The sequence below is a fragment of the Aliivibrio sp. S10_S31 genome (assembly GCF_014694495.1).
Classification (GTDB): domain Bacteria; phylum Pseudomonadota; class Gammaproteobacteria; order Enterobacterales; family Vibrionaceae; genus Aliivibrio; species Aliivibrio fischeri.
In genome coordinates this window covers 79,669-106,075 of record NZ_JAAUWR010000006.1, presented here as the reverse complement: position 1 = coordinate 106,075, position 26,407 = coordinate 79,669, and the positions used below count along the sequence as shown (strand labels likewise).

The following is a 26,407-nucleotide window of genomic DNA, read 5'->3' as shown; positions in this document are numbered from 1 at the left end:
CATAATTAAAGCCAACCTGAGTGTTGGCTTTTTTGTCCTTGCTGTCAAAAGGAAGTAGAAATAATGAAGCCAACAAAACAAATACTCGAAGATATTTTGGATGAAGTTCGTCCTCTTATTGGTCAAGGTAAAGTTGCTGATTACATTCCTGCTCTTGCTTGCGTTCCTAATGATAAGTTGGGTATTGCAGTATTTACCAATGATGGTGAAATGCTCACAGCAGGTGATGCGACAGAGTGTTTTTCTATTCAATCTATTTCAAAAGCGCTCAGTTTGACGTTGGCGATGGAACTGTATCAACCAGAAGAGTTATGGCAACGAGTTGGTAAAGAGCCTTCTGGACAAGCATTTAATTCTCTTATTCAGCTTGAGATGGAACAAGGTGTGCCTCGCAACCCCTTCATAAATGCAGGGGCGATTGTTATTTCAGATATGCTGTACAGTCGCTTTTCTGCTCCAAAGCACCGATTATTAGAGTTTGTTCGTAAGCTTTCAGGTAATGAGCATATTATTTATGATCGCGTGGTGGCTAATTCGGAAATGGATCATAGTGATCGAAATGCTTCTATTGCTTATTTAATGCGTTCATTTGGTAATTTCGATAATGAAGTGATGCCAGTCTTAAAGAACTATTTTCATGCATGTGCATTGAGTATGAACTGTGTGGATTTAGCTCGTACTTTTGGTTATTTAGCCAATAAAGGTATTCAACCTGGGATCAGTGAGCCTATTGTGACCCCAATGCAATGTAAGCAAATTAATGCATTAATGGCGACTTGTGGTTTATATGATGGTGCAGGTGAGTTTGCTTATCGTGTTGGTATGCCTGGAAAGTCAGGTGTTGGTGGCGGCATTATTGCTATCGTTCCTGGTGAAATGACCATTGCAGTATGGTCACCAGAGCTTGATCCATCAGGTAACTCGCTTGCAGGTACTAAAGCATTAGAGTTGCTTTCAGAACGTATCGGTCGTTCGATCTTTTAAGATAAGAGCAGGGTTATAAGAGAAAGCAGAATAGTGAAATATTCGTTTTTTTCACTAACAACCCCCTCTACCTCCCCCTTCTATTAACATCATCGATCTTAATGGTTGGTCGATAAAGGGGGAGAACTTCCTTTGATGCTGGTATATCAACGATCACAATACTGTTCCTCCCCTTGTTCACCGGTGTTACTTGGTAGTCAGTATTGATATAAGGGGAGGCTAGGAGGGGTTGTTAGTTATTTAGTTTAGAGTTTCGATTCTTTGCTCTTACTGAAACCTTTAAGCGAAGCGATCTGAATCCTGCTCTTAATCCTCATCCCCCATAAACGCTTCCAACATATCATTCAAAAACAGTTTCCCGTGCTCTGTGATCTGCCAATGCGTCTCGGTTTCTTCTAAGTATTTTTTCTCTTTCGCCCAATCGATGGTTTCTTGAATGGTGTCAAATCCTAATCCAGTTTTATCAATGAAATCTTGCTTAGGACACGCTTCTAATAGACGAAAACGGTTCATAAAGAATTCGAAAGGTCTATCATGATCCATTACCTCTTGCTCATCAATTAAGTAAGGTTTTGTTAGGTCTAAAAATCCACGAGGGTGCTTAATTTTCGTGGTTCTAACAATACGACCATCAGCAAAACTCAATTTACCATGAGCACCACAACCAATACCCAGATAATCCCCAAAGCGCCAATAATTTAAGTTATGGCGGCACTGATAACCTACTTTACTGTAGCCAGATATTTCATACTGAACATAACCTGCTTTGGCAAGCATCTGATGACCTTGTTCGAAAATATCCCATAGGTCGTCGTCGTCAGGAAGTGTTGGTGGCTTATAGTAAAACACGGTATTTGGTTCAATGGTTAATTGATACCAAGATAAGTGAGGTGGATTAAGATCAATAGCTTGTTGTAAATCAGACAGTGCATCTTCAATGCTTTGGTTTGGTAAACCATGCATAAGATCGAGGTTGAAGCTGTTTAATTGTGCTTCATGAGCAAGGTGTGCAGCTCGAATCGCTTCATCTTTACCGTGAATTCGACCAAGCTTTTCTAGTTTTTCTTGCTGAAAGCTTTGTACACCAATAGAAATACGGTTAACGCCCGCTTGTCGATATTCAACAAAGCGACCAGCTTCAACGGTTCCCGGATTGGCTTCCATTGTGATCTCAATATCATCAGCAAAGGGAAGGCGCTTTTCAACTTCACTTAGTAGTCGTTTTATCTCAGGAGCTGTGATTAGGCTTGGTGTACCACCACCAATAAAAATAGAATGCAGTTTACGTGGTTCACTTTGCATATCATAACGAGCAAGATCCGTATCAAGATCATCAATCAAGGCTGAAATGTATTGAGCTTCTGGGATCTCAGCTTTTAAAGCATGAGAGTTAAAGTCACAATATGGACATTTCTGAATGCACCAAGGAATATGAATGTATAGGCTTAGAGGTGGTGGAATAAGCATTACTTACTGACCTTCTTTTAATGCTGCAAAGAGCTTTTTTAGAGCTTGGCCACGGTGAGATAGTTGTTTTTTACGTGCAGGTTCAAGTTCAGCTGATGAACAGTTATCTTCACTTACCCAGAAAATAGGATCATAACCGAAGCCGTTTTCACCTTTTTGCTCTGTCGTGATATGACCTTCCCATGTTCCATGACAAATCAATGGTGTTGGATCGTTTTCATGTTTCATCAGAACTAAAACACAATGGAAGCGAGCTGTACGTTTTTCAGCAGGAATGCCTTCCATCGCTGCTAGCATTTTATCAATGTTCTTTTGATCCGTAGCACCTTCACCAGAATAACGAGCAGAGTAAACACCCGGTGCGCCATTTAGCGCATCAACTTCTAAGCCTGAATCATCAGCAATGGCTGGTAAGCCTGTTTCTTTTGCTGCATGACGCGCTTTGATGATGGCATTTTCAATGAATGTTGTGCCTGTTTCAGCTACATCAGGGACGTTGTATTCGCTTTGCGCTACGACATCGAAACCAAAATCCGCTAGGATGTCGGCCATTTCACGAACTTTACCTTGGTTGCCCGTTGCTAATACGATTTTACTCATAATGGTTCTCTTACTCTTCTACGTAAAACTTTTGGTTGAACTTTAACTTGCCTGCGCCTTTAGTGCCAGCAGAGACATCAATATCAAAGCGAAAGGTTTCTTCATTGGTAATGGGCAATTCAGCAATATAGTAAATGGCATTTTGTTCTTTGATTTCTCTAAAGGTCAGTTGTTTAGTTTGACCTAATAGATTTTTTGCACTACCTGATATTGTTGCTGAAATTGCCGGCTTTCCTGCTTGAGATATATCTAAGACGCTGATATTTAATAACGCATTGTAGCCAGAACGTTTTAGTTGATAAGCTCGAGCTACTTTTGGTGTTAAAAATGTGGAATTGAATGCCGAGTAGTGTACTTCGACATTTTTTATTTGTACAAATTGCCCTGCAAAACTGGGTAAACTAAAAATAAACAGTGACAACAGTAATAGCGTTTTTTTCATATTACTTTCCTTATAAAAATGGCTTCCATATAAAAAAGCCGAGGGTTAACTCGGCATTAATCGTTATTTTTATGCTAACAGCTGTTGGATTTCATTCGGTATGATCTCAGGGGAGTGAATTCGAACTTGTTTGTGTCGATTCAACTCACCTTTTTCTACCGTAATTTTTCCTTTGGCTACTTTGAATAATTTGGAGAAGTATTTAATTAAATGCGCATTCGCTTTTCCATCAACAGGAGGAGCAGTAATAGCAATTTTTAACTCTTCACCATGTATTCCAACTATCTGATCGCGACTGGCTTTAGGTTGTAAATACAGTCGTAAGATCAGATCGTCTTTATCATATTTAACTGGCATAGCGAGATTACAAGCTGTACCAGATTGGGCCAATTAAATCGCCCATTAAGAAGTTAGCAAATTGAAGAACGATAAATAACACTAATACACTTAAATCCAGTCCGCCCATTTGAGGCAAGATCTTACGGATTGGAGCAAGCATAGGTTCTGTTAATTGGTGCATTACGTATTCAATTGGGCTACGGCCTTGGCTAACCCAGCTTAAAATTGCACGAACTAATAAGATCCAGAAAAGCAAACCACCTGCCGCTTTAGCAAGTGCGATTAAACCGATAAATAGAAACTCAGGGCCAAATGCGACGCCACCAGAAACAACAAGTTGCAGTGCGACAAATTTAACTACGCACAATACATAAGCAAATAGTACCGTTGCGAGGTCTAAGCTACCGATTGATGGGATCACTCGACGTAGAGGAGAGACTACTGGTTGAGTTGCTTTAACAATAAATTGTGAGAATGGGTTATAGAAATCTGCTCGCGCCATTTGTAACCAGATACGTAAAATCACGACCATGATGTATAGATCAAAAACGGTTGAGATTAAAAAGCTCATTGCATTCATAGTATGTTTAACCTTAGAAATATCAGAATTGAGTTAGCTTTAAGGATCTTAAAATAAAGATTCCATTTCTTCTGCGCGAGAAACGGCAGCTTGCATTGCTTTTGCTACGATTTCTTGCAGTTGATGTTCATTAAACGTGCGCAGTGCCTCAGCAGTCGTTCCGCCTTTTGAAGTGACTTGCTCACGCAGTGTTGATAATTGTGTTTCTGGATTCGCGACAACCATTTCAGCAGCACCAAGAGCCGCTTGTTGTACAAGTTGACGAGCAGTTGCTTCATCAAAGCCCTGCTTAATGGCCTCGGCTTGCATGGCTTCCATAAATAAAAAGAAATACGCAGGAGCGCTTCCTGCTGCTGCAATTACAGAGTTTATTCCTGATTCTTGCTCAACCCAACACACTTCACCAACAGCAGATAGTAAATCGCTTGCGAAGTTCTTATCTTGCTCTGTAAGGTGTTCGACCGCAAATAAGCCACTCATGCCTTTACCCACTAAAGCAGGGGTATTTGGCATAACCCTTACTAAGTTTAGTTCACTAGCAAACATCTCATTGAGGCGTTTTGCTGAAATACCAGCAGCAATGGAAATCACTAATTTATTTGAAAAATCAGTTTGCTGTAGAGGCTCGGCAGCCATTGCCATCATTTGTGGTTTTACAGCCAGAACAATCACATCAGCTTGCTGTGCAGCTTGTAAGTTATCTGTGCTGGTGTGGATACCGTAACATTGAGATAAATGGTCTAGTTTTTCAGTACTAGGGTTAGTAGCCGTGATTTTATCTTTTGGATAACCACTGCTAATTAGACCTGCAATAATTGAGCGAGTCATGTTACCTGCACCAATAAAAGCAATATTGCGATGTTCCATTTCTATTCCTTTTAGGGTCAATAGACCTTAGTTGTTGTGAGCATATGATATCAATTCGTTTGTTTGAAATTGATAGCAGATATTATTCTTTGTTTTTATAATCTCTAGCACCAAAAATGGCAGTACCAATACGTACCATTGTTGAACCCGCTTCGATTGCAGCGTCCATGTCGCCACTCATTCCCATCGATAGAGTATCTACTTGAGGGTATTGTGCTCGTAATTGATTTTGAATGGAAGTAAGTTGTTTAAATGCCGCCAATTGCTCTGCATAATTAGAAACATTCGCAGGAATAGACATTAATCCACGCAAGGTTAGATTTGGCATTTTATTAATGGCCGCGGCAAGCTCCATCACTTCTTCAGCAGTCGTGCCTGATTTACTCTCTTCAGAACTAGTATTGACCTGAATAAGTACATTAAGTTCGCCTAGTTCGGAAGGACGTTGTTCATTTAAACGTTGGGCGATTTTAAGGCGTTCTACTGAGTGAACCCAATCAAAATGTTCTGCAATAGGGCGTGTTTTATTGGATTGAATTGGACCAATGAAATGCCACTCAAGAGAGGTGGTAGGGTGTTGTTTTTGAAAGTATTGAACCTTCTCTATACCTTCTTGAACGTAGTTTTCACCAAAAATACATTGGCCAGCTTCTATCGCTTGTTCGAGTAACTCGATAGGTTTTGTTTTACTTACCGCCAGCAATTGCACTGAATCGGGGTTTCGACCACATTTTTGAATGCTATTCTCTATTTGATGAGTGATTTGATTGATATTTTGCTTAATACTAGTCATAGAAACGATTACCGAGGAAAATTATGGACATCACAGAACTACTGGACTTTAGTGTAAAACAAAACGCATCAGATCTACACCTATCTGCAGGAGTTCCTCCTATGGTACGTGTGGATGGTGAAGTGCGTAAACTGACATTACCTGATTTTACACATGCCGATGTTCATCGTTTAGTGACTGACATTATGAATGATGCTCAGCGTAGTGAATTTGAAGATAAATTAGAAGTCGATTTTTCATTTGAGTTACCTAATATTGGTCGCTTTCGTGTCAATGCATTTAACCAATCTCGTGGTTGTGCTGCCGTGTTTCGAACTATCCCTGTTGATATTCCTTCATTAGAGCAATTAGCGGCACCTCAAGTGTTCACCGATATTGCAAAATATCAAAAAGGATTGGTGTTAATTACTGGACCTACAGGTTCAGGTAAGTCGACAACTTTAGCAGCTATGGTTGATTACATTAACGAGAACTACAACAAGCACGTACTTACGATTGAAGACCCGATTGAATTTGTTCATAAGAATAAGAAGTGTTTGATTAACCAACGTGAAGTTAATCGTGATACACATAGTTTTAAAGCAGCACTTCGTTCAGCTTTGCGTGAAGATCCAGATGTTATTTTAGTCGGTGAATTACGTGATCAAGAAACGATCAGCCTTGCTCTGACAGCCGCTGAAACTGGACACTTGGTATTTGGAACCTTGCACACTAGCTCAGCGGCAAAAACCATTGACCGTATTATTGATGTTTTCCCAGGCAGTGATAAATCTATGGTTCGCTCGATGTTATCTGAATCATTAAGAGCGGTAGTAGCACAAACACTGCTTAAACGTATTGGTGGTGGTCGTATTGCGTGCCATGAAATCATGATAGCGACACCAGCTATTCGTAACTTAATCCGTGAAGACAAAGTTGCTCAAATGTATTCAATTATTCAAACGGGGTCTTCTTTTGGTATGAATACCATGGAGCAGAATGCGAAGAAAATTATTGCTCAAGGTTTGGTTGATCCTGATGAAGTCGTTAAGAAAGTTGAAATGAGCAGCATAGGGTTTTAGTCATGACATTAGATCAAATACTGAAACAAATGATCGCTTTAAAAGCATCGGATATTTACTTAACGGTTGATGCTCCTTGTTTACTGAGGGTGAATGGTGAACTTCAAGCTTTAGGCCACAAACAGAGTATTGAATCAGTCACTGCTTTGCTTGCTGAGATGATGGATGAAGAGCGCCAAGAAGAGTTTAATGAAAGCTTAGAAGCGAACTTTGCCATTGTGAAAGAATTTGGTCGCTTTCGTGTGAGTGCTTTTTGGCAGCGAGAGCAACCTGGTGCAGTGATACGTCGTATTGAAACCAAAATTCCGTCCATGGAGTCACTAAATCTTCCAGAAGTAATGAAAGAATTAGCCGTTACTAAGCGTGGATTAGTATTAGTGGTGGGGGCTACGGGTTCAGGTAAATCAACGTCAATGGCGGCGATGACGGGTTATCGAAATGACAACCGAAGTGGTCATATCTTAACGGTAGAAGACCCAATTGAGTTTGTGCATCCTCATAATAAATGCATCGTGACTCAGCGTGAAGTTGGCCTTGATACTGAAAGTTATGAAGTGGCATTAAAAAACTCGTTACGCCAAGCGCCAGATATGATTTTAATTGGTGAGATCCGTAATCGAGAGACAATGGAATACGCCATGAGCTTTGCTGAAACGGGGCATTTATGCATGGCAACATTACATGCAAATAACGCTAACCAAGCATTAGAGCGAATTTTGCACCTTGTTCCTAAAGAGAGTAAAGAGCAGTTTTTGTTTGATTTATCCATGAACTTAAAAGGGGTCATTGCACAGCAGTTAGTTCCGGATATGAATGGTAATGGTCGTCATGGCGTTTATGAAGTATTACTAAACACGCCACGCGTTGCAGACTTGATCCGTCGTGGTGATTTGCATGAACTTAAATCGACCATGGCAAAATCACGTGAGTCGGGTATGCAGACGTTTGATCAGAGCTTATTTGAACTGGTAATGGATAAGAAAATATCAGAAATGGAAGCGCTGCACAGTGCGGATTCGGCTAATGATTTACGCCTGATGTTGAAAACAAAAAGAGGGGATGCGTTCTCTTCATCTACATTGGATAATGTGTCGATATCGTTAGACTAAAAGCGATACGCTTTGCTAACTAGAACGCTACGCTCTAGAAACTATAAGAGCAGTAATACGTAAATGATTACTGCTCTTAATATCTGCTTTTGATCTTATAGGAGCGAAGCGTTCTAGTCCCTAGTTTCTAGTTCTTAGCCCCACTGATTCTCAAACCAACTTTCTAAAATAACTACAGCAGACTGACAGTCAATATTGCCTTTTGACAGGGCTTTATACCCACCAAATTCGAATAAATCAGCACGAGCCTCAGCCGTTGATAAACGTTCGTCATGCAATTCAACTTGTTTACCAAAACGACCATGTAGGCGATTAGCAAATTTCTTTGCTCGTGGCGTAATAGTGTCGAGTTCTTTACCGTGAAGATCGGTTGGCAAACCAACAACGATTAAATCAGGGTTCCACTCTTTAATTTGTTTTTCAATATCATCCCAATTAGGGGTGCCATCTTGAGCTTTAAATGCTTTTAGTGGACTTGCTGTTCCTGTGATTTCTTGTCCAATCGCAGAACCAATACTCTTGGTTCCGAAATCAAAGGCCATAATGGTGCGTGAACTCATGCGTGTCCAATCTCACTTGATAAATTTGCAGGGTTAATTCCCAGTAGTTGTAATGCTTTACGCCAACGATCAGGAATAGGAGTATCGAAAATAACGCTTGGATCTGCTTCTAAAGTCAGCCATGTATTCTCTGATAATTCTTTTTCAAGCTGTCCACCTTCCCATCCAGAGTATCCTAGTGCAACAAGATATTTATATGGTTGGTATTCTGTACCTAATGTAGCAAGAATATCTTTTGAGGTTGTTACTGATAACTCATCAGTCACTTGAATGCTTGATAAATAGTTATCTTTATTTGAATGAAGAACAAAACCACGATCATCCGACACCGGCCCACCATTTAATACTGGTTGGCTTAATGTTTGAGGGAAAATGATAGGTGATGGATTATCTAGTTCTATTTGATCTAGCATTCCTTTTAATGAAATCGGTACAGGCTCATTGATGCGTAAGCCCATGGTTCCATCTGAATCATGTTCACAAATATAAATAACGCTTCGTTGAAAGAACGGATCTTTCATACTAGGCATAGCAACTAAAAAATGATTTTTTAAATTCACAGAGCCTCCCGGAAAGCGAGATTAATACCAATGTAAATACCGCTAAAGATAACGCATAAACCAATTGGTATTAATATTGAGGAGTTGCCCCCTCAATACAGTTAGAATGTGATTAAGCGTTAATTCGGCGCTCAATTGCATCCATTAATTTGCCTGTAATCGAAATATCAAAAGCCGCTTCAATTTCTTTAATACAGGTTGGGCTTGTTACATTAATCTCAGTTAGTTTGTCGCCAATCACGTCGAGTCCTACAAAGATTAGACCCTTTTCTTTCAATGTTGGAGCTACTGCATTAGCAATTGCCCAATCTGTCTCACTTAATGGACGTGCTTCACCGGTACCACCTGCTGCTAAGTTGCCGCGAGTTTCCCCTTTTGCTGGAATTCGAGCTAAACAGTAAGGCATTGGCTCACCATCAACCACAAGAATACGCTTATCACCGTTACTAATATCAGGAACAAAGGTTTGTGCCATGCAGTAGTTTTGTCCGTGATTGGTTAATGTTTCGATGATTACTGATACGTTTGGATCGCCGGCTTTTACTCGGAAAATAGAAGCGCCACCCATACCATCTAGTGGTTTAAGAATCACATCTCCATGCTCTTCACGGAAAGCTTTAATTTTTTCAGCCTTACGAGTCACTAATGTTGTTGGCGTTAGCTCTGGGAACCAAGCAGTAAATAGCTTTTCGTTACAATCACGAAGGCTTTGTGGTTTGTTTACAATCAGTGCACCTTGAATTTCAGCGCGCTCTAAAATGTAAGTTGCGTAGATATATTCAGTATCGAATGGGGGATCTTTACGCATTAGTACCGCATCAAGATCAGCAAGGTCGATAGTTTGTTCTGATTTGAACTCATACCAACTTACTGGGTCTTCTTTTAGTTCAACGACTTTGGTATCAGCAACCGCTTTGCCTTGATCTAAATGCAGGTCACTCATTTCCATGTAATGAATTTCCCAACCACGTTTTTGAGCTTCAAGCATCATGGCAAAGCTAGAGTCTTTTTTAATGTTAATGGATGAAATTGGATCCATTACGATACCGAGTTTGATCATTGTGTTTCTCCAGTTAGCCAAGATCGCCAAAACGAACTTGTAGGGCTGTAATTGCGGTAAGCGCTGCGGTTTCTGTTCGTAGAACACGAGGACCAAGCAGCGTTTCTTCAAATTGATATTGTTCTGTCATGTTAATTTCTTCAGACGATAAACCGCCTTCAGGACCAATTAACAAGCGTACATTTGTTACCGGTTCAGGAAGTGTATTGATTGAGTATTTTGCTCGTGGATGAAGGTTGAGCTTTAACCCATCGTACTCTTCTGCACACCATTCTTCTAATGACATAATAGGGCGAATTTCAGGAACTGTATTACGTCCACATTGTTCACATGCAGCAATTGCAATTTTTTGCCATTGATCTAATTTCTTTTCAAATCGCTCTTTATTCAATTTAACGCCACAGCGCTCAGAGATCAGTGGTGTAATCACATTCACACCCAATTCGACCGATTTTTGAATGGTAAATTCCATTTTATCGCCACGAGAAACAACCTGACCTAAATGTAAGTTAAGTGGTGATTCGCTGCTACGCTCAATACGCTCAGTGATTTCCACTTCAACACTCTTTTTTGATGCTGAAGTGATTACAGCTGGAAATTCAGCTCCGCTTCCATCAAACAGAAGCACAGATTCACCTTCTTTCATTCGCATTACACGACCAACGTGATTTGCTGCATCATCACTTAAATTCACTTTTCCTTGTGAAGGAAGAAGCTCTGGGTGGTGGATTCTTGGTATTCTCATGGTCTACTTTTCTTTAACTATCTTGTATTTAAGGATGGAGGTTAAAGTGTGCTTTTTCAACCTCTAATTATGTCTATTTGCGACATGCTTTGTAGACAAACTGATTATGGTTGCCTTGAATTTTAGCAATGCGCTTATCGCGTTCACACTCCCACTCAGATACAGGGTATTGCTTATCCCATGCGTTCATTAGTTGACGTTGTGATTTTGATAAATTGAAACGATACTCTTGGTTCATGTATAAATAAGTACGAGCAATAGCACCTCTTGATTGTGCTGGTGGCTCAGCGACACGTCCTTTGAAATCCACTTTGAAGGCACACTGGCCGTAATATGCGCCTTTATTGCCATTCCATTGTGAGAAACGGAAATTAGATCGGTCACCATTTACTTCGCCAATTGCTGGAACCAGGTTATGTAAATCGGCTTCCATTAACTTAAATTGCTTATCTTTTCGGGTGCAGTTTTTACGACCACCATCTTGCCAACATTGGCGTTGGTGACCAAATTGCCATGCTGGAACCACGTGTTCCCACTCGATTCGGCTTGCTCGTTTTTCTTGTTTACGCACGTTATAGCCACAACTTTGTAAATCAGGAATGCCTTTCTTTTTATCTTTCCAAGTAATGTCACAGCCACAATAAAATGAGGTTGGGTGATCTAAATAGATTTTGACTGCTTCTTTTTTGGCTTTTGAAAATGAAGAAGGGGGAGCGGCTAATACATTAAATGCAGAGCCAATAGCGATAATGCTAATAAGTAAGCGGATTAATTTCATAATAACTACTACTGATGATTGTATTAATCCAGTAAGAGTAGCTTATTGTTAAACCGCTTTATAGATAAATTAATTATTAGAAGTCGTTAATTTAACTACAGTTGATTTTAGCTCTAGAGAGTTTTAATGGCGATTGACAGTTTTTACATACATATTGAGTCTGTTTTTTTTGCACTCGATTATGGCGACGTACCGTTAATTCGTGTGTCGAGCATTTGCAACGATAAGGAAAGGTTTTTCCTTTAACTGAATCGACACTGAAACTGTGTGTTGTACGAGCGGGGAGGTTGAATACTTGATTCATGACTCCTTGCCATTCTTTTCCGTGAGGGCGCACACGACCATACAATTTGAATGTGATTAGGTGAGCGATTTCATGAGGGATCACTTCATTAATAAACGTGTGTTGATTTTCTTCTAATAAAATAGGGTTAATGCGTATTTCCCAGCCTTGAAGACGTGCTGTTCCTGCAATTTTTCCACGCTGAGTAAATTTGATTTCTGGCAGAGAAAAAGGACGATTAAAAAAGGTAGAAGCTTGTTGAATACATTGTTGTGCTTTTGCTATTGATGCTTGTTGAAGTGGGGTCATTACGTCTCTTTATTATCGGTTTTCAAACTTCCGGAAAGGAAGAACGATTAAATAGACCATTTCAAAGAGGATTAATCAATAGATAGGAAGATATTATTCATGCTGTAAACATAAAAAAGGAAGCCGAAGCTTCCTTTTTAAATTCAGAAATAAGTAAATAGTACTTATTTAATACCAGCAAAATCACGAAGGATTGCTGCTTTATCTGTTGCTTCCCATGGGAACTCTTCACGACCGAAGTGACCGTAAGCTGCTGTCTTCTTGTAGATAGGTTGAAGAAGGTTAAGCATTTCTTGTAGGCCGTATGGGCGTAGGTCGAAGTTTTGACGAACGGCTTCAATGATGATGTCGTGAGATACCTTCTCAGTACCGAACGTTTCAACCATGATAGATGTTGGATCAGCAACACCGATTGCGTATGAAAGTTGGATTTCACAACGGTCAGCCATGCCAGCTGCTACGATGTTTTTCGCTACGTAACGTGCTGCGTATGCTGCTGAACGGTCAACTTTTGATGGATCTTTACCAGAGAATGCACCGCCACCGTGACGAGCTGCACCGCCGTATGTATCAACGATAATTTTACGACCAGTAAGACCACAGTCACCCATTGGGCCACCGATAACAAAACGACCAGTTGGGTTAATAAAGAAGTTAGTGTCTTTATTTAACCATTCTGCAGGCAGTACTGGCTTGATGATTTCTTCCATTACTGCTTCACGAAGATCTGGTGTTGTTACAGAATCACAGTGTTGTGTTGAAAGAACAACTGCATCAATACCAACAATTTTACCTTGGTCGTATTGGAAAGTTACTTGAGATTTTGCATCTGGGCGTAGGAAGTCTAGCTTGCCACTTTTACGTACTTCTGCTTGTTTTTGAACAAGTAGGTGAGAGTAGGTAATTGGAGCTGGCATTAAAATTGGCGTTTCGTTAGTTGCGTAACCAAACATGATACCTTGGTCACCAGCACCTTGTTCTTTAGGGTCAGCTTTATCAACACCTTGGTTGATGTCTGGAGATTGCTTACCAATTGTGTTTAGTACGGCACAAGAGTTTGCATCAAAGCCCATGTCTGAATGAACGTAGCCGATTTCACGAACGGTTTCACGAGTGATTTCTTCGATATCAACCCATGCAGAAGTGGTTACTTCACCACCAACCATCACCATGCCAGTCTTTACGTATGTTTCACACGCAACACGCGCTTTTGGATCTTGTTCTAAGATCGCATCAAGTACTGCATCTGAAATCTGATCTGCAATTTTATCTGGATGACCTTCTGATACTGACTCAGAGGTAAATAGGTGCTTAGCCATAAGGGAGCTCCACTTCTATAAATAATAAGTTCTAAAAATACCCACAATCTATATAAGTCTATACGTTTAACAGTGTAGGTGTTTTTCCATCTAGACGGCCATAATAAAGTAAAATTGATTAATTACAACTCATTTAGTTTAAGAAAATAAATATAAGACATAACCAATCGTTTGCGTTTTGTTGTGAGATTTATCGGTATAAATCAGGTTTTCTGTCAAAATCGTGAAAAAAAGCGTCTTATTTACTAAGTAATCGTTTGCAGTGCCGATGAGGCTTTGCGACAATACGCACCTGCAAATTTAGGTTAATCAATAGTGATTAACTTGCTCAACAATATAGTCCTTCGAATTTTCAGGAGCAGGCATGTCTTCACGTAAACATCTAGCAAATGCAATCCGCGCTTTAAGCATGGATGGTGTTCAACAAGCAAATTCTGGTCACCCAGGCGCACCTATGGGTATGGCAGATATCGCTGAAGTATTATGGCGTAGCCACCTAAATCACAACCCACAAAATCCAGAGTGGGCTGACCGCGACCGTTTTATTCTTTCAAATGGTCATGGCTCTATGCTGATTTATTCTCTGCTTCATCTTTCAGGTTATGACCTGTCTATCGAAGACTTAAAGAATTTCCGTCAACTGCATTCTAAAACTCCAGGTCACCCTGAGTATGGTTATGCACCAGGCGTAGAAACAACTACGGGTCCATTAGGTCAAGGCATCACTAACGGTGTTGGTATGGCGATGGCTGAAAAAGCATTAGCTGCACAATTTAACCGTGAAGGCCACGATATCGTTGATCACAACACATACGTGTTCATGGGTGACGGTTGTCTAATGGAAGGTATCTCTCACGAAGCGTGTTCACTTGCTGGTACATTAGGTCTAGGCAAATTAATCGCATTTTGGGATGACAACGGTATCTCTATCGATGGTGAAGTTGAGGGTTGGTTCTCTGACGATACACCTAAACGCTTTGAAGCATACGGTTGGCATGTAATTCCTGCGGTTGATGGCCACGATTCAGATGCTATCAATGCAGCAATTGAAGCGGCTAAAGCTGACCCTCGTCCTTCGTTAATTTGTACTAAAACAGTAATTGGTTTTGGTTCTCCAAATAAACAAGGTACACACGACTGTCACGGCGCTCCATTAGGTGCTGAAGAAATTGCAGCAACTAAAGCTCAATTGGGTTGGGAACACGGTGCATTTGAAATTCCTGCAGATGTGTATGGCGAATGGGATGCAAAAGAAGCGGGTTCTGAAAAAGAAGCTGCTTGGAATGCAAAATTCGATGCATATGCTGCGGCATACCCTGAATTAGCGGCAGAATATAAACGTCGTGTAAATGGTGACTTACCTGCAGAATGGGAAGAAAAAGCAAATGCAATTATTGCTGATCTTCAAGCTAACCCTGCAAACATCGCATCACGTAAAGCATCTCAAAATGCACTAGAAGCGTTTGGTGCTATGCTACCTGAGTTCATGGGCGGCTCTGCTGACCTTGCACCATCTAACTTAACGATGTGGTCAGGTTCTAAATCTTTAGAAGCAAATGACTTCGCAGGTAACTACATCCACTACGGTGTGCGTGAATTCGGTATGACAGCAATCATGAATGGTATTGCTTTGCACGGTGGTTTCGTACCATACGGCGCAACGTTCCTAATGTTCATGGAATACGCTCGTAATGCAATGCGCATGGCTGCACTAATGAAAGTGCAAAACATCCAAGTTTACACGCACGACTCTATCGGTCTTGGTGAAGATGGTCCAACTCACCAACCAGTTGAGCAAATTGCTTCTCTACGTTTAACACCAAACATGAGCACATGGCGTCCATGTGACCAAGTTGAATCTGCTGTAGCATGGAAACTGGCTATCGAGCGTAAAGATGGTCCTTCTTCTTTAATCTTCTCTCGTCAAAACCTTGCACAACAAGAGCGTACACAAGAGCAAGTTGCAGATATCGCTAAAGGTGCTTACATCCTTAAGGATTGTGAAGGCCAACCTGAGTTGATTCTTATTGCAACAGGTTCTGAAGTTGAGCTTGCAGTTGAAGCAGCAGCACAACTGACAGCAGAAGGTAAAGCGGTACGTGTTGTTTCAATGCCATCAACAGATGCCTTTGATAAGCAAGACGAAGCATACCGTGAAGCAGTACTTCCATCAGCGGTAACTAAACGTATCGCAATTGAAGCTGGCATTGCTGATTTCTGGTACAAGTACGTTGGTTTCGGTGGCAAGATCATCGGTATGACAACATTTGGTGAGTCAGCACCTGCTGATGAGCTATTCAAAATGTTTGGTTTCACTACTGAAAACGTAGTAAACACGGCGAAAGAACTTTTAGCTTAATTAAAAAAGCATTGGCTTAATTTAGCGATAAGTAAAAATAAGATGAAGAGCGAAGTTATTGAAAGGTAACTTCGCTTTTTTGATCCTTTAAGAAAAAAGCGAAAAGAGTACAATAACCTCAAATGGAAAAAGAGAGTTATGTATTATGTTGAGAGTGGCAATAAATGGATTTGGCCGGATTGGTCGTAGTGTACTTCGAGCGTTATACGAGAGTGATAAGCGCGATAAAATAGAAGTGGTGGCGGTTAACGAGTTATCACAGCCTGAAGCGATGGCACATTTATTTCAATATGATTCAACTCATGGACGCTTTCAGCATAAAGTCACCCACGATCAAGAATACCTTTATATTGATTTACCTAACGGCTCTCAAGATAAAGTTCGAATATTACACCAAGCGGATCTTTCTCTTTTACCATGGCAATCGTTAGAGGTTGATTTAATCTTGGATTGTACTGGGGTTTATGGCTCTAAAGCGGATGGTGAAAAACACATTAATGCTGGAGCTAAAAAGGTTCTGTTTTCTCACCCTGGTGGCTCTGATTTAGATAACACTATTATTTATGGTGTGAATCACGATACGTTATTACCAGAACATCGAATTGTTTCTAATGGATCATGTACTACCAATTGCATTATTCCTGTTATTAAAGCGATTGATGATGCGTTTGGTATCGATTCTGGCACGATTACTACTATCCATTCTTCAATGAATGACCAACAAGTTATTGATGCTTATCATTCCGATTTACGTCGTACTAGAGCCGCTAGCCAATCTATTATTCCTGTTGATACTAAGTTGCATAAAGGTATTGAAAGAATATTTCCGAAATTTTCTAACAAGTTTGAAGCGATTTCTGTGCGAGTACCAACGGTAAACGTAACTGCGATGGATTTAAGTGTAACAATTAATACAAATGTGAAAGTTAATGACATAAATCAAACCATTGTTAACGCATCTCGGTGTACATTACATAACATTGTTGACTATACTGAAGCGCCGCTTGTTTCTATCGACTTTAATCATGATCCCCACAGCGCCATTGTCGATGGATCACAAACAAGGGTGAGTAATGGGCATTTAGTTAAAATGCTAGTTTGGTGCGATAACGAGTGGGGGTTTGCTAATCGGATGCTAGATACCGCATTAGCAATGAGTAAATAAACTCAGTAATCAGTAAATTTGTGATGAAAAGATAAAAAAGATGATTTTCTATCTTGAAAAAAGTGAACTGCATCCCTATTTACTGAATAATGCAGTAAGAATTTAATCGGTTTGGCAATGACGCCGAGCTTGAAAACTTTTTATTATTTAATTGAGAGGACAAAACATGTCTGTAATCAAGATGACTGACCTGGAACTTGCAGGTAAACGCGTATTTATCCGTGCTGACCTAAACGTACCAGTTAAAGATGGTAAAGTAACTTCTGATGCACGTATCCTTGCATCTCTACCAACTATCAAGCTTTGCTTGGAAGCTGGCGCTAAAGTAATGGTTACTTCTCACCTAGGTCGTCCAACGGAAGGCGAGTACAACGAAGAGTTCTCTCTAGCTCCTGTAGTTAACTACTTGAATGACGCACTAGATTGTGACGTTAAGCTAGCAAAAGATTACCTAGACGGTCTTGAACTGAACGCTGGTGAATTAGTTGTTCTTGAAAACGTTCGCTTCAACAAAGGCGAGAAGAAGAACGAAGAAGAGCTTTCTAAGAAATACGCTGCACTATGTGACATCTTCGTAATGGATGCATTTGGTACTGCTCACCGTGCACAAGCATCTACTCACGGTGTTGGCATGAATGCTCCTGTAGCATGTGCTGGTCCACTACTAGCTGCAGAGCTTGAAGCACTTGGTAAAGCGATGGATAACCCAGAGCGCCCACTAGTTGCTATCGTTGGTGGTTCTAAAGTTTCTACTAAGCTTACGGTTCTTGAGTCTCTATCTAAAATTGCTGACCAACTTGTTGTTGGTGGTGGTATCGCGAATACATTCATCGCAGCTGAAGGTCACAACGTAGGTAAATCATTATACGAAGCTGATCTAGTTGAAACTGCTCAAAAACTAATGAAAGAGTGTGCAATTCCAGTTGCTACTGACGTTGCATGTGCTAAAGCATTTGACGAAAACGCTGAAGCTGAAATCAAACACGTTTCTGAAGTTCAAGATGACGACATGATTTTCGACCTTGGTCCAGATTCAACAGCGGCACTTGCTGAAATCATCGGCAATGCGAAAACAATTCTTTGGAATGGCCCAGTTGGCGTATTCGAATTCAAAAACTTTGAAGCGGGTACAGCTGGTATCTCTAAAGCAATCGCTGAATCTGCAGGTTTCTCTGTAGCGGGTGGTGGTGATACACTAGCAGCTATCGACAAGTTCGGTATTAAAGCTGACGTATCTTACATCTCTACAGGTGGTGGTGCATTCCTTGAATTCGTTGAAGGTAAAGTACTTCCAGCAGTAGCAATGCTTGAAGAGCGTGCTAAAGCATAATTATTTAAGAGCGGGAATCTAATCATTCCCGCTTTTTACGTTTGTTGATGGCAAGGTTTATTGATACAATACCGATAGTTGTGAGCAAACGTTTGCAAAAGTTTAAACGTAAGTTTTTTAATTTTTAAAACGATAGAATAAATAGGACTATTTCCATGTCTAAGATCTTCGATTTTGTAAAACCTGGTGTTATTTCTGGCGACGACGTACAGAAAGTATTTGAAGTAGCAAAAGAAAACAAATTTGCTCTTCCTGCAGTAAACGTAGTTAACACTGATTCAATCAACGGTGTTCTAGAAGCTGCTTCTAAAGTTAAAGCTCCAGTTGTTGTTCAATTCTCTAACGGCGGTGCTGGTTTCTTCGCTGGTAAAGGCGTTAAACTTGAAGGTCAAGGTGCTCAAATCCTTGGTGCTGTAGCTGGTGCTAAATACGTTCACGCTGTAGCTGAAGCTTACGGTGTTCCAGTTATTCTTCACACTGACCACGCTGCTAAGAAGCTTCTTCCATGGATCGACGGTCTACTAGACGCTGGTGAAGCATTCTTCGCTGAAACTGGTAAGCCTCTATTCTCTTCTCACATGATCGACCTTTCTGAAGAGTCTCTAGAAGAAAACATCGAAATCTCTGGCAAATACCTTGAGCGTATGGCTAAGATGGGTATGACTCTAGAAATCGAACTAGGTTGTACTGGTGGTGAAGAAGACGGCGTTGATAACTCTGATATGGACGCTTCTGAGCTTTACACTTCTCCTGAAGATGTTGCATACGCATATGAGAAACTAAGCGCTATCAGCCCACGTTTCACTATCGCTGCATCTTTCGGTAACGTACACGGTGTTTACCAAGCTGGTAACGTTGTACTTACTCCAACTATCCTACGTGACTCTCAAGCATACTGTGCAGAGAAGTTCGGTATCGCACCTAACGCTCTAAACTTCGTATTCCACGGTGGTTCTGGTTCTTCTGAAGCTGAAATCCAAGAGTCTATCGGTTACGGTGTTATCAAAATGAACATCGATACTGATACACAATGGGCTACTTGGGACGGTATCCGTACTTACGAAGCTGAAAACCGCGATTTCCTACAAGGTCAAATCGGTAACCCAACTGGCGAATCTGCGCCAAACAAGAAGTACTACGATCCACGCGTATGGCTACGTGCTGGTCAAGCTTCTATGGTTACTCGTCTTGAGAAAGCATTTGCTGACCTTAACGCAATCGACGTACTATAATTTTTATTATAGACAGCTCGAATTGAGTTAATAAAAAACCCGCTGATTGGCGGGTTTTTTTATGCCGTAATAAGGGACTAGCGACGAGGATTTAGGGACGAGTTTTTAGCTCTGGCTTATACTCGAAGCGAAGCGTTTTTGTCCCTAGTACCTAAGTGACTTCTAATAAAAAAGCAGCCTGTAATACAGACTGCTTTTATCGTTTCTAGAGCGAAGCATTCTAGCTAGCTAAACGTATAGAAATTACTTCTTCTTTTTCTTCGGTGCTTTTTTCTTCGCTAGAGCAGCTTTTTTCTTCGCATTTTTTTTCTGTTTGTTTTTGAAAACAGGTTTTTTATGCTTAGGTTTTAGACCTTCAATAAAACGTTCTTTAATGATTTCATCTTCTTTAATGTAGCGACCTACACGTTCCATCATTGGTTGGTCATGCGCTTCAATTAGAGAAACAGCGTTGCCTTTTTTGCCTGCACGAGCGGTACGACCAATACGATGTAAGTACACATCAGCAGTACGTGGCATATCAAAGTTGATTACGTGTGAAACGTCAGGTAAATCAATACCACGAGCAGCAACGTCTGTTGCAATTAATACGTTTACTGTACCGTCACGGAATCGAGCAATAGCGTTATTACGACTTTCTTGAGCCATTTCACCTTGAATCCAAGCACAAGGAATTTTTGCTGTTTCCAAATGGCCACGAAGTTCCGCTAAACGTTCACGAGTTTTAACGAATACGATTGAGCGCTCAGCTTGTTCTTTTAAAATGCTTTTTAACAAGTCAATTTTATGTGCCATGTTGTCCGCACGGTGGTACCACTGAGTGATTTTTTTACGTTCACGACGAGATGGCTCAGCATTGATTTCTGCTGGTTCATTCAGTAGATCAGCCGTAAAACCTTCTACACCGCGACCTTCTAATGTTGCAGAGAACAAGAAGGTTTGCTTACGCCAGCGGCATTCTTTAGATAGACGATCTACAACAGGTCCAAAGCCCATGTCTAGCATGCGGTCAGCTTCGTCAAGAATAAGGGTTTCAATAGCACGACAATCAAAACGTTCAGCTTCGATGTATTCCATTAAACGGCCAGGTGTAGCTACAACGATATCTTGAGTCGTAGCTAAAATATCTGCGTGATCTTGATAGCTAATACCGCCAGTAATCGTAAATACTTTATGACGAGTATATTTTGCTAATTGACGAGCTTCATCAGCAACTTGAATCGCTAATTCACGCGTAGGCGTCAAGATAAGAATACGTGCAGGTCCTGGCTCACGGCGAGGGAAATCATCCAAGTGCTGAAGAGCTGGTAATAGGAATGCAGCAGATTTACCTGTCCCTGTTGGTGCAGAAGCAAGAATATCTTTACCTTCTAATGCTTCAGGGATAGTCATAGCCTGAACTTGAGTTGGACGTTGATAATCTATCTCCTCAAGAGCACGCAATAGGTTAGGTGATAGATCGAGGTCAGCAAACGTTTTGATCACTGTTGATTCTCCGTTCAGGTATGAAATTTTAAAAATATAGTGTCAGCCGGACATTATAGTGATCCATCTCTAATAAATCACCGATCTTTTAGCCCATATTGAGATAAAACATTCGAGTTAGCTTAATAAAGTCGTCGCTATATCCATTTCCATCATGAATTGTGAGTGTACTCTCTTGATAAATATGAGGAAAAAGAGATAGCTCGATAAGAAGGCGAGTCGGTGATTTTTTTTCAGTGGTTTTCACTTTTGTTATTTTGGTTAAATGAAAATCACAGCCTTTAGCGATTTTAATAAAAATCTCACCTTCAAAAACAGGGAGGATAAAGCTAGCACGACCCGTTGATGAAATCAGAGTTTTACAGTGTTGCAATAGTTTATCAAAAGGAAGGCTGTCTGTATGGCGAGCAGTAGATCGTTCACCTTTTAATGATTGCTCCCCATTATTGAAATAAGGGGGATTACAAATAATAGCGTCATATTCATAAGCTGTTTGATAACTAAGAAAGTCTTGATGAATAAGGACTAAGCGTTCTTTCCATGGGCTTTGAGAAAAATTTAAACGAGCAACCTCAGCAGCTATTGGCATTAATTCTATGGCATCAATGTGTGCATTTGAGTTTCTTTGCGCACTCATTAGGCTTAATAACCCTGTTCCTGCGCCTATATCTAATATTTGGCTACATTCACTAATATTTGTCCAAGCACCTAATAACACGCCATCAGTACTAACTGGCATTCCACATGAGCCAATATCGATATGAAATTGTTTGAACGTAAAGCTTTTGCTCATAAGGGGCCTATTTGAGTTATGGTTGTTAATTTTGTAATTTAATTGTTAATTGGTGTATTGTTCTATTTGGGATCTATTGTTAAATGTTTTTATACGCGCCAATCATTCTGTTTTGATCTAGCAAAATAGATTAATAATCTGGTTTTTAACCATTATTTAACTAGATTATGGTGTTTTACGCTAAGGTATTGCGAACTTGTGATAATTTGTTCATTATTCTGGGAGATATATCATACATAGATATAAAACATAAAATTAAATACACACAACATTATACAAGGGTTTTATTGTGAAACAGTCATTAAAACTAGCCGATATCATTGCCGTTGGCTTTATGCTTTTTGCCTTTTTCTTAGGCGCAGGTAATATTATTTTCCCACCAATTGCTGGCCAAATGGCTGGTGAGCACGTTTTTGGTGCTATGAGTGGGTTTCTTATCACAGCTGTTGGTTTACCATTATTAACGATCATTGCGATTGGTGTCTCTGGTGGTTCTTGGCAGCACCTTACGCGTGACCTACCTCCTAAAGTCGCAATGATAATGGCAATTCTCATGTTTGTTATTATCGGTCCTGCTTTTGCTGCTCCTCGTACAGGGCTAGTAGCATATGAAATGGCAGCGAAACCATTTATTGGAGCGGATGCTAGTCAATTTTCACTAACTCTATTTTCAATTGCATTCTTCTCTATAGCAATGTTTTTTGCATGGTCTCAAGGAAAATTGATTGACACTATTGGTAAGTTTTTAACGCCAGCATTGTTCATTGGTTTAATCGTGTTAGCTATTGCGGTATTTGTTAATCCTCAAGGCGAGATTGTTGCAGCTACGGGTAAGTATGTTGATAGTCCTATCACGACTGGCTTTTTTGAAGGCTACAATACAATGGATACGTTTGGTGCTTTAATGTTTGGTATTTTGATCATTGATGCATTAAAGAGTAAAGGGATTACAGAGCATAAAGCGACAACTAAATATTTAACGATTGCTGGTTTAATTGCTGCATCAGGTTTGGCTTTTGTTTATATCTCATTATTCTACTTAGGTGCAACGTCAAGTGCAGTTGCGGCAGGGGCTGATAATGGTGGTGCAATCCTAACTGTGTATACTCATGCATTGTTTGGTACGTCTGGACAGACGGTATTATCTGTTATTGTATTGATTGCTTGTTTAACAACGGCGATTGGTCTGATTTCAGCTTGCGCAGATTACTTTAGCTCAATCTGTAAAGTGACGTATAAGTCTTGGGTTATTATCGTCGGTGTGGCATGTGCAGTAGTGGCTAATGTTGGGTTAACTCAGCTAATTACGCTTTCGGTTCCTGTATTATTCTTACTTTATCCAGTAGCAATTGCATTAGTTGTGTTGGCTTTCATTCGTAAAATGATGCCAAATCCACAATTGGCTTACCGCGTAGTTATTTCTGTTGCAACGTGTTTTGCGATATTAGATGCTGCGAAAGTTGCAGGTGCGGATATGTCTGCTTTCTCAATGCTACCAATGTTTGACCATGGTATGGCTTGGGTGATTCCAACATTTGCTTCGATGATCATTGTTCGTTTTGTCGGTAAGAAAGAAGACGAATTAGTGGCTGAAAATGCATAATTCTAGGGACTAGGGACTAGGGACTAGGGACTAGAAATTAGAGATTATAAGAGCGAGTATAACTGTTTAAGTTCACTCGCTCTTTTCTTTTATAGTAACGCAGTGTCTAGTTAGTAAAGCCTATAAAGCCTATAAAGCCTATCGTTTCTAGCTTTAAAGCGACTCGTGATATTCTACTAAAATCTGCTCACACCACTGCTCAATACGCTCATCACTTTTATCATACTGACTGTCTTCATCTAGTGCTAAACCAACAAATTGAGATTCATCTTCAGTTAAGGCTTTTGATGCGTCGAATTGGTAGCCTTCATTTTTCCAATAGCCAATGAATTTAGCATTCGTTGCTTTTAATTCGTCATGCAGTAAACCCATAGCATCTAAGAACCATTCACCATAACCTTCTTGATCACCAAGACCAAATAACGCAATGGTTTTTCCATCTAGAGATAAGCCATCTAACTCATCCCAAACATTCTGCCAATCTTCTTGGATCTCACCAAAATCCCATGTAGAAATCCCAAGTAATAAAAGATCGTAATCATTCATTGTGGTCACTGGTGTCTCTTTAATATTAAAGACATCAACAAGATCCTCTCCGATAAAAGCTCTGATTTTTTCAGATGCCATTTCGGTATAACAAGTTGAAGAACCATAAAAAAGACCGATTTTCATTTTCATTACCTTAACGATGAATAAATATAACGTTAGTTTACCGTAAATGATTATTAAAATTAAACTTGCATTTAAAGTGGGTAAAATTGTTTAATACTGTAATTCTAACCAGTATTTTCTGGAATATACGTTAAGTGGTAAGTAGATGAATAATGATATGGCATTAATGGAGCGTTTTTTAGATACCATGTGGATGGAGCGTGGCCTGTCTGAAAATACGTTAGCTTCATATCGAAACGATTTAGTGAAGTTGTTGCAGTGGTTAGAAGATAATCACTATAAATGTGCTTCTATTTCAGCGATGGGACTTAATGAGTTTCAAGCTTATTTAGTTGATAAAGAATATAAACAAACTTCTCGTGCTCGAATGCTGTCTGCATTACGTCGTTTTTTTCAGTATCTACATCGTGAAAAAATTCGTGGAGATGATCCCACAGCATTACTTGCTAGCCCTAAATTACCTCAACGCTTACCAAAAGATTTAAGCGAAGAGCAAGTTGATGCGTTGCTTAATGCTCCGAATGTCGAAGATCCACTAGAACTTCGAGACCGAGCAATGTTAGAGCTACTTTATGCAACAGGTTTACGTGTTACTGAGCTAGTTAGCTTAACCATGGAAAATGTAAGTCTACGCCAAGGTGTTGTACGAGTTACAGGTAAAGGTGATAAAGAACGTTTAGTCCCAATGGGAGAGAATGCCGTCGATTGGATTGAGCAGTTTTTAACTCATGGTCGTCCAATGTTGCTTGGTGAAAAAAGTTCGGATGTCGTGTTTCCTAGTAAACGAGCAAAACAAATGACTCGTCAGACATTTTGGCATCGAATTAAGCATTATGCGGTTATTGCTGGTATTGATTCTGATAAATTATCGCCACACGTATTGCGACATGCTTTTGCTACACACCTTTTAAACTATGGCGCAGATCTCCGTGTTGTACAAATGTTGTTAGGACATAGTGATCTTTCTACAACACAAATATATACTCATGTAGCAACGGAACGTTTGAAGCAAATCCATCAAGAGCATCACCCTCGTTCATAATTAAGGGAACTTCTGGTGGTTTAAAAACTCTAAACTTCAAATCTTCTACAATTACATTTTTTATAGGTACCCTTATGTCATTTATTCGCCGAACTAGTGCGATGATTATTGCTTTAATGAGCGTAGTTTCTTTTACTGCATGTTCAGATGAACAAGCACAAAAACAGGATGCATCACCTTCTGCAGTTGAGACTGCTCAACCTGATTCAGAACAAGCTATTACTCAGCGACTAACGACTTTAGGTTTGCCTGTAGAAGCTATTCATGATTCAGAAGTTGACGGCTTTAAACAAGTTGAAACTCCGTTTGGTATTTTTTACGTATCTTCTGATGGTAAGCATTTCATCCAAGGTAGAATTTTTGAGTTTGATGAAAACGGCAACATGAAAGATTTATTAGCCGCGCGTTTTGCTAAATTGGTGGATAGCCAAAGCGATAATATGATTGTGTTCCCTGCTAAAAATGAAAAACACGTAATTACTGTTTTTACTGACATCACTTGTGGTTACTGTACAAAATTGCATAAAGAGATGAAAGACTATAATGATGCAGGTATTACCGTTCGTTATTTAGCATATCCTCGTCAAGGTTACCAAGGTTCAGTAGCTGATAAAATGGCTCAAATTTGGTGTGCTGATGATAAACAGCAAGCGATGGAAGATGCAAAATCAAATCGTCCAATTAATGGTTCAAAACCAGCAACGGCTGAGTGTAAAAATATCATTAAAGAACAATACTTATTGGGTAGAAAAATGGGTGTAAATGGAACTCCTGCAATTGTTCTTCCAAGTGGTGATCTTGTTCCTGGATATAAACCAGCTCGTGAGCTTCTATCTGATTTAGAACGATAATTAAGTAAAGCTATTCACT

The 26,407-nt window shown here is 40.0% G+C and carries 27 protein-coding genes; 10 read left to right on the top strand and 17 right to left on the bottom strand.

From position 1 onward, the window contains the following. Window positions 1-63 precede the first annotated feature (63 nt). Window positions 64-984 (top strand): glutaminase B, encoded by a 921-nt coding sequence (gene glsB, locus HC728_RS07110; RefSeq protein ID WP_012533640.1) that lies wholly within the window; start codon window positions 64-66, stop codon window positions 982-984. Window positions 985-1,290: 306 nt separating this feature from the next. Here the strand turns inward: glsB and hemW are convergent, their stop codons facing one another. The 7 genes from hemW to HC728_RS07075 all read right to left on the bottom strand — a co-directional run bounded on the left by hemW (window position 1,291) and on the right by HC728_RS07075 (window position 6,072). Then, window positions 1,291-2,451, bottom strand: coding sequence for a radical SAM family heme chaperone HemW (gene hemW / locus HC728_RS07105; protein ID WP_065597613.1), 1,161 nt, complete (start codon window positions 2,449-2,451; stop codon window positions 1,291-1,293). A 3-nt stretch (window positions 2,452-2,454) separates the two neighbouring features. Beyond that, on the bottom strand, window positions 2,455-3,051 hold the full coding sequence (locus tag HC728_RS07100; RefSeq protein WP_065623143.1) for an XTP/dITP diphosphatase: 597 nt from the start codon (window positions 3,049-3,051) through the stop codon (window positions 2,455-2,457). Between the two features lie 10 nt (window positions 3,052-3,061). Further along, the gene (locus HC728_RS07095) at window positions 3,062-3,493 is read right to left on the bottom strand and encodes a DUF4426 domain-containing protein (RefSeq protein WP_012533186.1); all 432 of its coding nucleotides are present in this window, start codon (window positions 3,491-3,493) and stop codon (window positions 3,062-3,064) included. 69 nt (window positions 3,494-3,562) lie between these two features. Beyond that, window positions 3,563-3,850 carry a DUF167 family protein YggU gene (gene yggU, locus HC728_RS07090; RefSeq protein ID WP_012533617.1) on the bottom strand — a complete coding sequence of 96 codons (288 nt, stop codon included), beginning with the start codon at window positions 3,848-3,850 and terminating at the stop codon, window positions 3,563-3,565. 7 nt (window positions 3,851-3,857) lie between these two features. Beyond that, window positions 3,858-4,412 (bottom strand): YggT family protein, encoded by a 555-nt coding sequence (locus tag HC728_RS07085; RefSeq protein WP_012533297.1) that lies wholly within the window; start codon window positions 4,410-4,412, stop codon window positions 3,858-3,860. A 48-nt stretch (window positions 4,413-4,460) separates the two neighbouring features. Next, complete coding sequence (proC, locus tag HC728_RS07080; protein WP_017019408.1) at window positions 4,461-5,279, bottom strand: pyrroline-5-carboxylate reductase; 819 nt, start codon at window positions 5,277-5,279, stop codon at window positions 4,461-4,463. Between the two features lie 82 nt (window positions 5,280-5,361). Then, the gene (locus HC728_RS07075; RefSeq protein WP_012533022.1) at window positions 5,362-6,072 is read right to left on the bottom strand and encodes a YggS family pyridoxal phosphate-dependent enzyme; all 711 of its coding nucleotides are present in this window, start codon (window positions 6,070-6,072) and stop codon (window positions 5,362-5,364) included. 23 nt (window positions 6,073-6,095) lie between these two features. On the opposite strand from HC728_RS07075, the gene HC728_RS07070 reads away from it, so the two are divergent. Together HC728_RS07070 and HC728_RS07065 are read left to right on the top strand one after the other, a co-directional pair. Further along, the gene (locus HC728_RS07070; protein ID WP_005417568.1) at window positions 6,096-7,133 is read left to right on the top strand and encodes a type IV pilus twitching motility protein PilT; all 1,038 of its coding nucleotides are present in this window, start codon (window positions 6,096-6,098) and stop codon (window positions 7,131-7,133) included. A 2-nt stretch (window positions 7,134-7,135) separates the two neighbouring features. Then, entirely contained in the window at window positions 7,136-8,242 is a 1,107-nt protein-coding gene (locus tag HC728_RS07065; RefSeq protein ID WP_017019407.1) for a PilT/PilU family type 4a pilus ATPase, read from the top strand. A gap of 134 nt (window positions 8,243-8,376) precedes the next feature. Here the strand turns inward: HC728_RS07065 and ruvX are convergent, their stop codons facing one another. The 7 genes from ruvX to metK form a co-directional block, all read right to left on the bottom strand. Further along, window positions 8,377-8,802, bottom strand: a complete 426-nt coding sequence (gene ruvX, locus HC728_RS07060; RefSeq protein WP_011261217.1) for a Holliday junction resolvase RuvX — start codon at window positions 8,800-8,802, stop codon at window positions 8,377-8,379. Next, window positions 8,799-9,362, bottom strand: coding sequence for a YqgE/AlgH family protein (locus HC728_RS07055; RefSeq protein WP_190395237.1), 564 nt, complete (start codon window positions 9,360-9,362; stop codon window positions 8,799-8,801). Before HC728_RS07055 ends, ruvX begins: the two co-directional genes overlap by 4 nt. 112 nt (window positions 9,363-9,474) lie before the next feature. Beyond that, window positions 9,475-10,422, bottom strand: a complete 948-nt coding sequence (gshB, locus tag HC728_RS07050) for a glutathione synthase (RefSeq protein WP_190395236.1) — start codon at window positions 10,420-10,422, stop codon at window positions 9,475-9,477. A 13-nt stretch (window positions 10,423-10,435) separates the two neighbouring features. Further along, complete coding sequence (gene rsmE, locus HC728_RS07045; protein WP_065597616.1) at window positions 10,436-11,167, bottom strand: 16S rRNA (uracil(1498)-N(3))-methyltransferase; 732 nt, start codon at window positions 11,165-11,167, stop codon at window positions 10,436-10,438. Window positions 11,168-11,240: 73 nt separating this feature from the next. After that, the gene (locus tag HC728_RS07040) at window positions 11,241-11,945 is read right to left on the bottom strand and encodes an endonuclease (RefSeq protein ID WP_011261220.1); all 705 of its coding nucleotides are present in this window, start codon (window positions 11,943-11,945) and stop codon (window positions 11,241-11,243) included. Between the two features lie 91 nt (window positions 11,946-12,036). Then, window positions 12,037-12,537, bottom strand: coding sequence for a SprT family zinc-dependent metalloprotease (locus tag HC728_RS07035; protein WP_011261221.1), 501 nt, complete (start codon window positions 12,535-12,537; stop codon window positions 12,037-12,039). A gap of 164 nt (window positions 12,538-12,701) precedes the next feature. Continuing rightward, complete coding sequence (gene metK, locus HC728_RS07030) at window positions 12,702-13,856, bottom strand: methionine adenosyltransferase (protein ID WP_005417583.1); 1,155 nt, start codon at window positions 13,854-13,856, stop codon at window positions 12,702-12,704. Window positions 13,857-14,220: 364 nt separating this feature from the next. Here metK and tkt point away from each other — a divergent pair, with 364 nt between their 5' ends. The 4 genes from tkt (at window position 14,221) to fbaA (ending at window position 19,942) form a co-directional block, all read left to right on the top strand. Next, a complete protein-coding gene (tkt, locus tag HC728_RS07025; protein ID WP_065603290.1) occupies window positions 14,221-16,215 on the top strand; it encodes a transketolase in 1,995 nt (664 codons plus the stop codon). Between the two features lie 145 nt (window positions 16,216-16,360). After that, window positions 16,361-17,380 (top strand): erythrose-4-phosphate dehydrogenase, encoded by a 1,020-nt coding sequence (epd, locus tag HC728_RS07020; RefSeq protein WP_012532906.1) that lies wholly within the window; start codon window positions 16,361-16,363, stop codon window positions 17,378-17,380. A 166-nt stretch (window positions 17,381-17,546) separates the two neighbouring features. Then, on the top strand, window positions 17,547-18,710 hold the full coding sequence (locus HC728_RS07015; RefSeq protein ID WP_005417586.1) for a phosphoglycerate kinase: 1,164 nt from the start codon (window positions 17,547-17,549) through the stop codon (window positions 18,708-18,710). A 155-nt stretch (window positions 18,711-18,865) separates the two neighbouring features. Beyond that, a complete protein-coding gene (fbaA, locus tag HC728_RS07010) occupies window positions 18,866-19,942 on the top strand; it encodes a class II fructose-bisphosphate aldolase (protein WP_012533692.1) in 1,077 nt (358 codons plus the stop codon). A gap of 243 nt (window positions 19,943-20,185) precedes the next feature. On the opposite strand, the gene srmB is transcribed toward fbaA, so the two are convergent. Further along, window positions 20,186-21,427 (bottom strand): ATP-dependent RNA helicase SrmB, encoded by a 1,242-nt coding sequence (srmB, locus tag HC728_RS07005; RefSeq protein WP_005417590.1) that lies wholly within the window; start codon window positions 21,425-21,427, stop codon window positions 20,186-20,188. 88 nt (window positions 21,428-21,515) lie between these two features. After that, on the bottom strand, window positions 21,516-22,220 hold the full coding sequence (locus HC728_RS07000) for a tRNA1(Val) (adenine(37)-N6)-methyltransferase (RefSeq protein WP_012533086.1): 705 nt from the start codon (window positions 22,218-22,220) through the stop codon (window positions 21,516-21,518). 289 nt (window positions 22,221-22,509) lie between these two features. On the opposite strand from HC728_RS07000, the gene brnQ reads away from it, so the two are divergent. After that, entirely contained in the window at window positions 22,510-23,823 is a 1,314-nt protein-coding gene (gene brnQ, locus HC728_RS06995; RefSeq protein ID WP_190395235.1) for a branched-chain amino acid transport system II carrier protein, read from the top strand. Between the two features lie 153 nt (window positions 23,824-23,976). Here the strand turns inward: brnQ and fldB are convergent, their stop codons facing one another. Further along, window positions 23,977-24,495, bottom strand: a complete 519-nt coding sequence (fldB, locus tag HC728_RS06990) for a flavodoxin FldB (protein WP_065597932.1) — start codon at window positions 24,493-24,495, stop codon at window positions 23,977-23,979. Window positions 24,496-24,640: 145 nt separating this feature from the next. Here fldB and xerD point away from each other — a divergent pair, with 145 nt between their 5' ends. After that, window positions 24,641-25,537, top strand: a complete 897-nt coding sequence (gene xerD / locus HC728_RS06985) for a site-specific tyrosine recombinase XerD (RefSeq protein WP_011261229.1) — start codon at window positions 24,641-24,643, stop codon at window positions 25,535-25,537. A 74-nt stretch (window positions 25,538-25,611) separates the two neighbouring features. Continuing rightward, the gene (gene dsbC / locus HC728_RS06980) at window positions 25,612-26,388 is read left to right on the top strand and encodes a bifunctional protein-disulfide isomerase/oxidoreductase DsbC (RefSeq protein WP_017018291.1); all 777 of its coding nucleotides are present in this window, start codon (window positions 25,612-25,614) and stop codon (window positions 26,386-26,388) included. The last annotated feature ends 19 nt before the right edge of the window (window positions 26,389-26,407 follow it).